Annotated in this window: 14 protein-coding genes; 7 read left to right on the top strand and 7 right to left on the bottom strand. The window is 60.3% G+C overall.

Annotated elements, in window-relative coordinates; all coding sequences use genetic code 11:
* Nucleotides 1–261 precede the first annotated feature (261 nt).
* The 4 genes from FJ978_RS14345 (at nt 262) to FJ978_RS14360 (ending at nt 4237) form a co-directional block, all read left to right on the top strand.
* On the top strand, nt 262–540 hold the full coding sequence (locus tag FJ978_RS14345; protein WP_140572700.1) for a DUF2249 domain-containing protein: 279 nt from the start codon (nt 262–264) through the stop codon (nt 538–540).
* Between the two features lie 117 nt (nt 541–657).
* Entirely contained in the window at nt 658–1128 is a 471-nt protein-coding gene (locus FJ978_RS14350) for a (2Fe-2S)-binding protein (RefSeq protein ID WP_140572623.1), read from the top strand.
* Nucleotides 1125–1994, top strand: coding sequence for an FAD binding domain-containing protein (locus tag FJ978_RS14355; protein WP_140572624.1), 870 nt, complete (start codon nt 1125–1127; stop codon nt 1992–1994). Before FJ978_RS14350 ends, FJ978_RS14355 begins: the two co-directional genes overlap by 4 nt.
* Complete coding sequence (locus FJ978_RS14360; protein WP_140572625.1) at nt 1991–4237, top strand: molybdopterin cofactor-binding domain-containing protein; 2247 nt, start codon at nt 1991–1993, stop codon at nt 4235–4237. The genes FJ978_RS14355 and FJ978_RS14360 overlap by 4 nt, the downstream gene beginning before the upstream one ends.
* 273 nt (nt 4238–4510) lie before the next feature.
* Here the strand turns inward: FJ978_RS14360 and ric are convergent, their stop codons facing one another.
* The 6 genes from ric to FJ978_RS14390 all read right to left on the bottom strand — a co-directional run bounded on the left by ric (nt 4511) and on the right by FJ978_RS14390 (nt 9469).
* Nucleotides 4511–5206 (bottom strand): iron-sulfur cluster repair di-iron protein, encoded by a 696-nt coding sequence (gene ric, locus FJ978_RS14365; RefSeq protein WP_140572626.1) that lies wholly within the window; start codon nt 5204–5206, stop codon nt 4511–4513.
* A gap of 617 nt (nt 5207–5823) precedes the next feature.
* Complete coding sequence (gene mog / locus FJ978_RS14370) at nt 5824–6333, bottom strand: molybdopterin adenylyltransferase (RefSeq protein ID WP_140572627.1); 510 nt, start codon at nt 6331–6333, stop codon at nt 5824–5826.
* A gap of 21 nt (nt 6334–6354) precedes the next feature.
* Nucleotides 6355–7254, bottom strand: a complete 900-nt coding sequence (locus tag FJ978_RS14375; RefSeq protein ID WP_140572628.1) for a U32 family peptidase — start codon at nt 7252–7254, stop codon at nt 6355–6357.
* 4 nt (nt 7255–7258) lie between these two features.
* A complete protein-coding gene (locus FJ978_RS14380) occupies nt 7259–8257 on the bottom strand; it encodes a peptidase U32 family protein (RefSeq protein ID WP_140572629.1) in 999 nt (332 codons plus the stop codon).
* The gene (locus FJ978_RS14385; protein WP_140572630.1) at nt 8254–8802 is read right to left on the bottom strand and encodes an SCP2 sterol-binding domain-containing protein; all 549 of its coding nucleotides are present in this window, start codon (nt 8800–8802) and stop codon (nt 8254–8256) included. The genes FJ978_RS14380 and FJ978_RS14385 overlap by 4 nt, the downstream gene beginning before the upstream one ends.
* 28 nt (nt 8803–8830) lie before the next feature.
* Nucleotides 8831–9469, bottom strand: a complete 639-nt coding sequence (locus tag FJ978_RS14390; RefSeq protein ID WP_246678139.1) for a hypothetical protein — start codon at nt 9467–9469, stop codon at nt 8831–8833.
* On the opposite strand from FJ978_RS14390, the gene FJ978_RS14395 reads away from it, so the two are divergent.
* From FJ978_RS14395 to FJ978_RS14405, 3 genes are read left to right on the top strand one after another with little or no spacing between them, the layout of a single operon-like run.
* Nucleotides 9427–10935 carry a UbiD family decarboxylase gene (locus tag FJ978_RS14395; protein ID WP_140572701.1) on the top strand — a complete coding sequence of 503 codons (1509 nt, stop codon included), beginning with the start codon at nt 9427–9429 and terminating at the stop codon, nt 10933–10935. The genes FJ978_RS14390 and FJ978_RS14395 overlap by 43 nt on opposite strands.
* Nucleotides 10932–11516, top strand: a complete 585-nt coding sequence (locus FJ978_RS14400; protein WP_140572632.1) for a UbiX family flavin prenyltransferase — start codon at nt 10932–10934, stop codon at nt 11514–11516. The genes FJ978_RS14395 and FJ978_RS14400 overlap by 4 nt, the downstream gene beginning before the upstream one ends.
* 37 nt (nt 11517–11553) lie before the next feature.
* Nucleotides 11554–11808 (top strand): DUF2249 domain-containing protein, encoded by a 255-nt coding sequence (locus FJ978_RS14405; RefSeq protein WP_140572633.1) that lies wholly within the window; start codon nt 11554–11556, stop codon nt 11806–11808.
* A 60-nt stretch (nt 11809–11868) separates the two neighbouring features.
* Here FJ978_RS14405 and FJ978_RS14410 read toward each other — a convergent pair whose 3' ends face one another.
* Entirely contained in the window at nt 11869–12357 is a 489-nt protein-coding gene (locus FJ978_RS14410; protein WP_140572634.1) for a plastocyanin/azurin family copper-binding protein, read from the bottom strand.
* Between the last annotated feature and the right edge of the window lie 55 nt (nt 12358–12412).

The raw sequence follows: 12412 nt of genomic DNA on the forward strand, positions 1-12412 counted from the left end.
GAGAACGCACGCCGGCGTTCGATCCGCAGAACACGGGCAATCTCTCAGGACGACGGAACGTCAGTCATGCCAGCCGTTCGCCCGTACGGCTCTTTGCGGAATGCCGACAAGCGGCAATTTCCCAGTTCCTCCAGGATTCTCGGAATTGTTTGCGTTTCAACAAATAGGCTGGCTGACCACGGGGTAGATTTTCGCGCCGGGATCGACCATCGCCGCCGTCTCCTGGCTCCAACGTTTCTGGCGGCCGGGAATTCAATCGACATGGCAGACCCAGAACTTGCATCGGCACTCTTGATCGACGTACGGACCATTCCCCCGATAGATCGTCACCCGCGAATCTTCGGAGTGGCGACCGCGCTGGCCGAGGGTTCTTCTTTCATCATAATCAACGACCACGACCCACGGCCTCTGCACTATCAGATCGAGGCCAGATATCCCGGCGTATTCGCTTGGGAATACCTTGAGCGAGGGCCGGAGGTCTGGCGCGTCGAAATCAGCAGACCGCAATCGTCTGGCTGCGATTGTTGCTGCGGCAGCTAATGACCAGCCCAACGTCCGGCAGCACTCTGCAAGCATTCTTTTTCATCGCCACCGACTGGTCCGGCCACCGCCTAGGCCAAACCTTCGAGACATCAAAGGCGAGGAGGGTTCCTCGCCATGAGAATGTCGCTGAAGGTTAACGGTCAGGCGATCGAGACGGAGATTTCACCAATCTCCCGATTGAGTGGGTTTCTTCGCGACGTCCTTGGCCTGACAGGTGTCAAGGAGGGCTGTTGCGAAGGCGAGTGTGGCGCCTGCACGGTGCTGCTGGATGGCCAGCCGGTTGATTCCTGCCTGATGCTGGCCTTTCAAGCCGCAGGACGCGAAATCACCACCATCGAGGGACTCTGTGGGAGCGGCATCAACGATGTGCAGCAGGCCTTCTTGAAGATGGGTGCAGTGCAGTGCGGTTATTGCACGCCGGGGATGGTGCTGGCAGCCGAGGGACTTTTGCTTGCCAATCCCAGCCCAGGCGAAGCCGAAATCCGCCATGCACTAGCAGGCAATATCTGCCGCTGCACCGGCTTCGAGACTATCGTGCAGGCCATCGCTACCGCAGCTGCCGCGCGCCAGGGGGCAGGGCGATGAATGCGCTCGCGGTCTCAGCGCCTGTCGATATGGCCGAGTTGCGGGCGACGCTCGCCGCAGAAGCGGGCCCGGTGCATTTCGTCGCCGGAGGGACGGACATGCTGATCGCGGGCCGTCCGCTCCCTGAAAGCGGACTGCTGGTCGATCTCGCCCGCGTGGCGGGCATGGCCTTCATTTCGACGGATGGCAGGGATGTTCGCATCGGAGGCGCCACCACTGTCGCAGCGCTTGCCGCGGATTGCAGGCTGCGGGTACGGATTCCGGCTCTTTGCGAGGCTGCCGCACAGTGCGGGTCTGTCCAGATACGCAACCGGGCCACCATCGGTGGCAACATCGCCAATGCCGCCCCAGCCGCCGACTTGATGCCCGTGTTGGTCGCCGTGGGAACAAGACTGGTGTTGCTCAAACACGACGGGACACAATACGAGGCCGCGCTTTGCGAATACCTTCCAAACTCCGGTCATCTGATTACGGAAGTGATCTTGCCTGAGAGTGGCCTTCTGCCGAGAAGCGCCTTCGTCAAGCTCGGATCTCGGCAGGACATGACCATCTCGCGCCTCAATCTCGCGCTGCTGGCGGAGTTTCAGAGCAATCATTTCGGTGTCGTGCGGGTCGCAGCTGGAGCGCTTGGTCCCGTTTCCAGCAGACTACTCCGGGCAGAAGTGGCGCTCGCGGGCCGTAAGCTCGGGGCCGCCACGTTGCGCGACTTCATTGCGGCGTTGGTCGACGAGGTCGACATGGCCATTCCCGGCCGGAATTCGCAACTCTACAAACGCCGCGCGGTCGCAGGGATGGGATTCGACCTAATTGCGCAGGCCATGGGGCTGAGCCCGCGTGACCGGCTCTTCGAGGAAGCGGCGCAATGAATCAGATTTCCCGTCGCGTGCCGCTCGTTGACGGTGTGGCAAAGGTCACAGGCGCATTGCGCTTCACGGCCGATTTGCATGTCGAAGGATTGCTGCACTGCGCGCTCGTTTTCAGCCCGCATCCACATGCCCGCGTCGCCTGTGTCGATGCTGCATCCGCGTTGGCGGTTGAGGGCGTACACGCTGTCTTCTGGCATGAAAACACGCCCGCACGGTACTACAACAGCTCGATCTGGTTCGCCGGACAGGAGGCTCTGGCGGACGAGCGAATGTTCCCGCTGGTGGTGCGCCATATTGGCGATCGGGTTGCGGCTGTGGTTGCGGACACGGAGGAGATCGCGCGGCAGGCGGCACGGCTGGTCGCAGTCGAATACGTAGATCTTCCCGCTATATTTGATCCTGAAGCCGCGCTCGTTCACGCCGGGCCAGTGATGCGGGACGATGGCATTCCCGCTTTCATGAACCCCGTGGCCGACGAGAGCTTCACGCATGGCGATCTTGATGCCGGATTTGCTGCGGCTGACCTGGTGGTGGAAACACATGTCACGACTCCGCGCAGCCATCACTGTGCGATTGAACCTCACGCCTGCATTGCCAAACCTGAACCCGACGGCCGAATCTTGATCCTTTCGCCGTGTCAGAGCGTTTTTGCCGTGCAGGCTGTCGTCGTCCAGGCATTGGGAGTGCCACCAGATCAGATACGCGTAGTGAAGACTCCCATAGGCGGCTCCTTCGGCGGCAAGGCCGAGCCGATTCTCGATCCGTTGTGTGCCTTCTTTGCGCTGGTGCTAGGTCGGCCTGTGATGATCCGCTACGACCGGCATGAAACCTTCACCGCGACCCGCACGCGGTCGAGCGTTGTCGGCCGGATGCGGATCGCGCTTAGCTCCGATGGCCGAATCCTGGCGCGCGACACCGAGACGCTGGTGGACATCGGCGCTTATTGCACCGGCGGCAACTATCTGCCCAGTTCGATGCTTCAAAGACTGGTTCGGCTTTATGACATTCCCGCCGAGCGCTACACGGGCCGCGCAGTCTACACCAACACCGCCCCGGCAGGCGCTTTTCGCGGTTACGGGTCCCCCCAGATCCACACGATAGCCGAGATCACGCTTGATATATCCGCGCGGCGGCTGGGGGTGGATCCGGTGGCGATGCGGCTGAGGAATCTGGTCGAGCCTAACGCGATTGAACCTTGGCAAGGGCTCAACGTCGGCAACGCTCGGGGGAGAGAATGTCTGATACGCGGGGCCGATGCATTCGGCTGGCAGGCTCGTAGGCAGATCGACGCCGGACGAGGCCGGTGGCGGCGAGGAGCAGGGGTAGCCTCGGCCACACATATCAACGGCTGCTATCCCGGTTTCCACGAGGAGACGACGGCGACGCTGCGGCTCCTGCCCGACGGTCGAGCGGAACTCGTCTGCGCGCTCCACGACCTCGGCTGTGGGGCCGACACGACGCTTGCGCAGATCGCGGGCGAGACGTTGGGTCTTAGGGCGTGCGACATTGCTATCGTTCCCGCCGACACCGATAGCTGTCCATATGATCTCGGCACACGGGCCAGTCGCATGACCTATATCTGCGGCGAAGCAATCCGACTTGCAGGCGTGGCACTCTCGGAAGTGATCCGGGCTGAGGCGGTCCTGGAATTGAATACAGAAGTTGATGAATTGAGGCTCGAAGCGGGCGCAGTGCGCCGCCCGGACGGCTCGGGCCTGGCGCTTTCAGAACTCGCTGCCCGCTTGACGGTCCGTGGGCTGGAACTGCCCACGGCGACCGAGATCTATCGCGCCCAGGCCAATCCAGGCTCATACGCCGCGCATTTTGCTGAGGTGGAGGTCGACAGACTCACGGGTCGCGTACGCGTGACAGATTATCTAGCCGCCCATGACGTCGGCCGAGCGATCAACCCCATGCTGGTGGAAGGCCAAATCCATGGGGGAATTCAGATCGGTATCGGATATGCCCTTTACGAGGACGTTGCGATCGACCCTGTCACTGGCCGAATGCGTGGCGACAGCTTCAGCCGCTATACATTGGCCAATGCCTCCGAGATGCCGCCGATGCGTGTCCTGCTCATCGAAGAGGGTGAGCCGACCGGCCCCTTCGGCGCCAAAGCCGTCGGAGAGATCGCGACAATCCCGGTCGCGGCGGCCGTGGTCAACGCCGTCAATGATGCCCTGGGCACCGAACTGACAGATTTGCCGCTAGTACCCGAACGCATTCTCGCTGCAGTGAGCTGAGGGGCAATAGTCATGGAGGTGCGTCTTTAGCGACCGCCACTAGGCATTTCCGCCACGCCATTGGCCGTCGTGAGATCAGCTCAAACGAGGATAGGGCAGGGCGAAGACTTGGCCGATGCCAACGACATCGGGGACAGGTTGGACGAACTGGAAAGGCGCGTCGGTCCATAGCGAGTTGGTGTTGACGACAACACGGTGGCTACCTCACCCAGCACCAAGCCCAGGATTCGCTAAGAGATCCGCATAGCTGCAGTCGTCGTCGACGTTAGGCGGCTAGACGCGGCTTTCCGTCGCCGCGAACCGCGGGAACAGGATGTTGTTCTCCAGATGGATGTGTTCCATCAGGTCTTCGGCAAACTGAGCCGTGCCGACGTAGAGCGCCTGCCAGGAGCGGCAGGCTCCGTCCGGCGTGGCGAAGTCGCCGGTGAGGCTTTCGAGGAGCCGAACCAAGGTGCCCTGGTCGTCGTGCTCGTGCCGCAGTTCCGAAATCGGGATATCGAACTTGCCTTTGCCCCACTGCCGCATTGCTGGAAACAGAATGGCCTCTTCCTTGGCCATGTGTTGCTCCAGTTCGCTCTGCAACTGACGTAGCGCATCCGAAAGGCCGGCCGGCGCCTTCGGATGTTCGCGATGCACCGCCTCAACCTTACGCGAGAGTGCGATGAGCTCGGGCAGCGCGCGCCGGTGCGCCTCGTGGTAGCAGGCTTCGATGTGGTTGATCAGTTCGTCACTGTCCATCGCAGCCGGTGCCGCTGTTCCCGCTGTATCGGTGCCAAGCGCCTCCAATGCGCGCTCAAGGTCGTCGGGATCGACTCCGCGCCGGTGCGCGGCGCCATCGAGGGTGAGATCGCCATTGCAGCAGAAGTCGATCTTGAATTTGCGGAAAACGGCCGTGGCGCCAGGCAGCGTTGCGGCTATGTCGCCGACGGTGCGTTCCCATAGTTCTGGAACTGGGAATTGGGTGTTCATGACGAAGCTCCATGCATTTTCGACACAACGGCTTTGAAACTCCAGGCAGGCCCATTCGACGCGACGCAATGTTGCGAGGACGAAATCGTGCCAACCGTTGGACCATGAATTGCCCAGATAAAGGTCCGCGTCTTTGCGCTGGAACAAAGAGGGTCAAATGCAGTTCCCTGAAGGCCAAACCGCAGCGTTTCGGCGTGTTCCGGATGTCCGCATTCCTCAGAGGGAACTCTGTCAAATGATTTTCAAGACTGCGCCTTCCTTGATTGGCATGGATCGTTCATCTGGGGCGATAGCTGCCGTTTATCTGCCGATTGCCCATCGAAAAGCACATAGTTGGACAGCCAGGGGACCATGTCCGAGTCCTCTGCGCATGACCGCCAACATCCCAAAGCAGATCAGCACGCTACCATGGCGTCTCGTTCAGGAAGCCTGAGTTCCACGGTGCGGCTGATTTCGGGTATTTGGCTCTATGACCATGGCAATTTCTTAAGTTCGAATCGTGCGGATCGACCTGGCGCGATCTGTCCGATGACTTCGGCGATCGAACAGAGTTTTCCGCCGCTTCAGCCGCAGGAGGCATGAGCCCAAGGTCCACCAGTGAGCGCGTCCGGTGCGCTTCATCCTGGCCGTCGGCCAACGAGGGGTATGATTGGCGCTGCGCCGATCAGTTCGAGACAGTAAGGCACGGCAGGAAAGACGGCGTTCAGGCACACGCCGATCGAAGCCGGCTTGCCTGGCAGGTTAATGATCAGCGAACGGCCGCGCACTCCCGCGGTCTGACGCGAAAGAATGGCAGTGCGGACTTGCCGCAAGCTGGCCTGCCGCATGAGTTCGCCAAAACCGGGAAGTTCCTTGGTGATGACCTGCTGCATCGCCTCTGGGGTAAGATCCCTCGGAGATGGACCGGTCCCTCCGGTCGTCAGGACAAGATCGGCGCCGCATTGGTCGCAAAGCTCGATGAGCACATTCCGGACACTTTCAACGCCGTCAGGGACTATGCGACGGATGAAGATGCACGGCGACGCCACGACACGTCGAAGCCAGCGCTCGATGGCAGGCCCGCCAAGATCTTCATAGTCGCCGCGGCTTGCACGGTCTGACACCGTAACGATTGCAATCTGGGTCATTTCTTCGTTCGAGATCCAACTTCAGATCGAAGCGGTCGCTTGCCATCCGGGCCTGGCACGGGCGTATCCATCGACGAGCGTGCCGGGCAGATCGAGGCACGAGAGGATGAAGCGAACAGCCTGGGGATCCTCCGCCTCGTCGACAAGCGCTCTATAGGTCCTCGACACCTCGATCATGTCGCACGTGTGCGGAGACAGGCGGATGCGCCGGACGCTTCTGGAGATGAGATCCGCGGGTGCCGGGCAGAAGGCCTGCACCTGGTTGGAGAGCGTCTGCACGCCGTTGATCGTGAGGAACTGCTGGTCGTCGAGCGTGTCGACAGCGAGACCGTCCGGGTCTTTCTCGCAGGTAAACTGGCACGAATCCTTGTGAAGGCCATGGATGCGCGCGTGATAGCATCGCCCGGAGAGCGCGAGCGGCAGCCGACCGAAGACGAAAATCTCGAATTCCGCGGCGGGACATGCGCCGGCCATGGCGCCGACGGCGGCGAGCGACAATTCCACGGGCGGGCATATCGTTTTGGCACCGCGCTGGATCAGGAACCGCGCGGAAGCTTCATTATAAACGTTCAGGAAAGGACCGGTCACGAAAGGCTTGCCGGAGCGCGACGGCAGGGCAGTGACATCGTTGATCTCGACCAGCCGCTCGTCGGTGCAGAGGTCCTCGATGCTTCTGCGCTCCCGAACGGTCGCCGGTGCTGCCAGTGTAGACAGCACCACTTCCTTCCCGGCACGCTCGAGGCGTTCGATGATTTCAGGCCATACAGGGTCGGAAAACGGCATCCGCTTGCCACAGACGACTTCGCCTATATGGACCCGGTCGATCGGAGCCTCGTCTGCGATCCTGCGGTAGAAGTCCGAGAGGCGGTCGGGCGGCCAATGGAAGAAGACCGGCCCAAGCGTCAACGCAATTGCGGACAAGGTGCTATCTCCACTTCTTGCTGTACGCTCCTGCCGTCTGCCGGGAACCTTCCGACTGGCCAGCAAGAATCCGATCGATCTCGATCGCGTCGCCGCCTTGCTCGACCGCGTCAACGGCCTTCCGGAAGGCGCGGACCACTTCCGTCACGTAACCTTTGCCGCGCTGGCGTCCTTCGATCTTCAAGGCGGTTACGCCGGCGGCCTTCAGCCCGGCAATCATTCCACCAGCGTTCAGGCTGACGGGATCCTCGAACAAATAGGAGGTCTTGCCGCCGGCCTTGAATTTGCCCTTGCACAAAGTGGGATAGCCCACTGGCTCGCCGGGCTCGTAGCGGTCGATCGTGAACCCTGAAAGCCGTGCCGCCGTGCCGTTAGGCTCGTCGTCGTAACTCACCATTTCGGGTGGCGAACAGACGCCATTCAGATTTGGCGATTTTCCCGTCGCGTATGAAGAGAGATAGCATCGGCCTTCGATCATCACGCAAAGGCCGCCGAACACGAATGCTTCCGTCTCCACGTCGATCGCGCGGTTGAGCGCCGCGATCTCCTGAACCGAAAGGACCCGCGGCAGCACGACGCGACGAACTCCGAAACTTTTCGCGTAGAATCCGATTGCTTCCGGCGTTGCTGCCGCAGCCTGTACCGACAGATGAAGACGAATTTGTTTATGGTTCTCGGCGACATGATCAAGGACGGCTATGTCCGCCGCGATGATGGCATTTGCGCCGCATTCGGCTGCGGTATCAGCTGCCTTTTTCCACAGGCCGACATCGTTGACACGCGCGAATGTGTTGATGGCGACGAGAACCTTGCTGCCGTGGTCATGCGCGAAGCGGACGCCCTCGGCCAGTTCTTCCCCGGAGAAGTTGAGCCCCGGGAAATTCCGGGCATTCGTTTCGTCGCGAAATCCGCAATAGACTGCGTCCGCGCCTGCCTGGACGGCTGCCCTCAATGTAGCGGGGGTTCCGGCCGGGCAGACAAGTTCCATGCGTCCGCTTGTCATGCCTCTGGCGCCTCGCGTCTGGAATTTCGATTGGCCATTTGGCGTGCGACGCTCAATGCGCCGAGAATGCCCGTATCGGCGAGACGAGCCGGGAAGCCACGCAGGCCGAGTAAGTCCGCGGGGCTAAGCTCGGCGTCCTCGATTGTGTTCCTCAACGCAAGCACCGCCTCCGTGCGGCCGCTGATCGAGATGATCCGGCTGAAGAAGAGCGCATCGCCATCCAGCGTGCCGTCGAGCAGGCTCAATAGTGTCAGAATAGGTCCCCTGATCTGGACGCTTGATGTCGCGGCCTCACTTTTCCTGACGACGCGAACGATCGAACGCTCTGCGTCCGGTACGACGGTAAATGCGAAGGCGAGGTCGACCGGGTCGATGAAGTAGCAAGCTGTTCGATGTTCGCCCAGGCGGTCGAACAATCGGGGCTGTCGCCTAGCCATCGAGCGCAACGATAGCGTCAGCAAAGGCCCGAGGGGAAGTCCGGCAAAAGGTGGGAAAAGATGACGAATGACCGCCGGCAATGTCGGTTCCGTGCTAATCGTCACCATTCAGTACATCCTATCCACATGAGACCGTTCAGCAGGTCTTTCCGGCCATCGACTGGCTGCGTCCGTCTGCCAGCAAGTCCGCGAAATTCGCACTGTTGGGACAGAAATCCTGATAGTGACTTTCGAAATCGAAGGCGGCCAAGTGGCCATGACACTGGCGGCGATGCTGGCAGGTGACGCAGATGCGTGACATGAAACGGTGCGCGGCTTCCAGCGATTGAAAGCTGTCAGGATCGATGTCAATCGAACGCATCGCGGAAGAAAGCAGGTCTTGCGAAGCGTAAGGTAGCCGCATGGCTTCGTCGAATTCGCTTCGTGACAAACCGATGCCATTCAGGATGCCTGTGCATTCATCCAAACCCATTGCCCAAAATTCTCTTGTCGCTGCCCTGCTCCGCCGGCGATCCGCGAGAAGGGAAATTACGGACCGCCAAGCTTCGACAGTTTCGCTAATGAGATTGCCTGCCATGTGAAATCCTTTTGCCTCGATCGCCTTCCTCGGAAATGATGTGAGAAGGGAAAATAGCGGGGGCGGATCGTTTGCTCTTTGCGCTAGCGCAAAGTTCTTCGTCAGCGCTGATGGCAAAATTGATCGCCGACGAACCGGTCGGGCCGGATTTCGCCATGCATCACCGTTGCCTTCCCCTGTTTTCAGATCTCGGCTCATTCCTTTCGTTCCTCGATCGGAACGGGCAGCTTCGTGAGGTTGGCGTGCCGGTTTCGACACGGCTCGAACTGACCGAGATACACAAGCGGGTGATTGCTTCGAAAGGCCCGGCGCTCCGCCTGACGGCGCCTGTCGACGATCGCGGCGTCAGGTCAGCCTTTCCCGTCGTCGCAAATCTTTTCGGCACCCGGGAACGTGTAGCCTGGGGCCTTGGCACCGACCTTCACGGTCTGGAGACCCTGGGCGCGCTCCTTGCGTGGATGAGATCGCCTCAGGCCCCACAGAACCTTCATCAGGCTCGACAGATGTTGCCTGCAGCGCGCGGTGCACTTGTGGCGCGGCCGAAGATAGTCTCCCCGCCTAGAGAGTGGCGAGATGCCGATCCGGATTTTTCGCTTCTTCCCGTCCAGACTTGTTGGCCGGGAGACGCCGGCCCCCTCATAACATGGCCAGTGGTCATTACTCGCCCGCCTGGCGAGGACGACCCGAGCACATACAATCTGGGCATATATCGGATGCAGGTGCTAGCCCGTGATCGTGCGATCATAAGATGGCTTCCCATGCGAGGCGGAGCAGCCCACCATCGCATATGGCAGGCGAGGGGTCTTGAGATGCCGGTGGCGGTCGTCATCGGGGCAGATCCCGCGACGTTGATCGCCTCGGTGATGCCGGCGCCTGAAGGCGTGTCGGAGCTGGCACTGTCCGGGATGATCAACAATCGCCGAGTCGGATTGGCGCCCTGCAAGAGCATCATGCTTCACGTGCCAACCAGTGCGGAAATCGTGCTTGAAGGTGCCGTCTCTTCAACGGAGACTGCGCTGGAGGGCCCTTTCGGCGATCACACGGGATATTACAACGCGCCGGAGCGATACCCCGTATTCAACCTCAAGCGCGTTCGCGTTCGCGACGGGGCAAATTACCTGACCACGTTCACCGGGCGCGCGCCCGACGAGCCCTCGGTTCTCGGCGAGGCACTGCTCGATGTGTACAAGCCACTCCTGCGCCAGCAGATACCGGAAATCGTTGATGTGTGGCTTCCGCCGGAAGCCTGCTCCTACAGGATTGCGGTCATCTCGATCGCCAAGAAGTATGCCGGACAGGCCAGGCGCGTGATGATGGGGTTCTGGTCCCTGCTGCCGCAGTTTTCGATGACCAAGATGGTCATCGTGGTGGATGACGATATCGACATTCGATCATGGCCGGACGTGATGTGGGCGGTCGCCACCCGGATGGATCCCTCGCGAGATCTGATGCAGGTGGATCGAACCCCTATCGATCAGCTCGATTTCGCGTCGCCGCTCGAAGGGCTTGGGGGAAAGATCGGCTTCGATGCGACGCGCAAAATTGGGTCCGAGACCTCTCGCGAATGGGGAAAGGTGCTGACGATGTCAACTCATATCGAGGAGCAGGTATCCCAACGATGGAACGAGTTTTTTTCCCAGACAATCGCTCAGAGGCAACAATGACCAAACGGTTGATAGTCGGTGTCACTGGTGCATCCGGCTCCGTGCTCGCGCTGGAAACCATTCGTCAACTGGTCAGGGCCGGGGTGGAGACACATCTCGTCGTCTCCAAGGGCGCGCGATTGGCCATCCCTCATGAGCTCGGCACCGATGGCCTTGCCCAACTGACCTCCCTCGCCAACCACGCTTATTCCTATCAGGACTTGGCCGCACCCATCGCCAGCGGCTCTTTCAGAACGGATGGCATGATCGTCGTTCCCTGTTCGATGCGGACCTTGGCGGCTATGGCACACGGTTTAGGCGACAACCTTCTCACCAGGGCCGCCGATGTCATCTTGAAGGAAAAGCGCCGGCTGGTCATCGTGCCGCGCGAGGCGCCGCTCCATGAAGGGCACCTCGACGCGATGCTGAGACTAGCACGGATGGGCGCAGTCATCGCACCTCCAGTACCGCCATTCTATGTCAAGCTGGCCTCGATTGAGGAAATGGTGGTCGAGATGGCTGCCCGGCTGATCGGCTGGGCGGGCGTCGACCCGGGCGACAAGCTCACGCGTTGGGGCGAAAAGAAAGTCGCCGCCGCGTGATCGTCCTGATTGATTGGCTCAACGTGCAAGGATAGCAATGAATTTGCAGACGTCGAAAGGCGCGACATATGACGTACGGAAACTTCCACCTGAAAGGAAGCAGTCCGCCGTATTGTCAATGTTCGACGGACTCAAACCCGGTCAGACATTCATGGTCGTTCTCGATTTTGATCCTGACAAGCTCAGGCGTCAGTTCGAAGCGTTCTTTGCCAGCGAACACATTTGGGTTTGCCTTAGCCCGGGGCCACCAGAATGGATGATCGAGATAGGAAGACCTCAACCTGCGCAATGATGTCGAGCTCTACGAAAAGAGGTCGCACACGCGATTGGCCTGATCTGGTCACCTCACGGCTCAGTTGGCGGTGACGGTGAGGACCCCCTTCATTCCAAGCTCATAGTGACCCGGTATCAGGCAAGCAAACTCGAACCTGCCGACGCTTGTGAAAGCCCAGACGATCTCGCCTCTTCCTTGGGAGCCAATGCGGATCGCATTGGGGTCGGCATGTTCCATGTCGGGAAGCCTATCCATCCCGGCCTTATGTTTCATCACTTGCTCATGAGTATCCATGACAAATTCGTGGTCATATTCGCCTTCATTGGTGAAGGCCAGACGCACCGTCTCGCCCCTTTTCACAGTGACTGAAACCGGATCGAACGCCATCGATCCATCTTCGTTCTCGACCATGCTTATCGCGATGGTCCGGTCTACTTTGGCCGCCATGTCCGGCTGACCGATAGTCATCAGCTCATGGCCGTTATGAGTGCCGGAATGCATTCCCGCCGCAAGCGCCGGTGCGGCGAAGAGGACCATGGCGACTGTTGGCATCATGCATTTCTTCATGCGATTTCTCCTTTGTGAAATGTGTTGAGTTTCACCCTGTCGGAGGTGCCTGCGG

It is taken from the genome of Mesorhizobium sp. B1-1-7 (assembly GCF_006442705.1).
In the GTDB taxonomy this organism is placed as follows: Bacteria; Pseudomonadota; Alphaproteobacteria; order Rhizobiales; family Rhizobiaceae; genus Mesorhizobium; species Mesorhizobium opportunistum.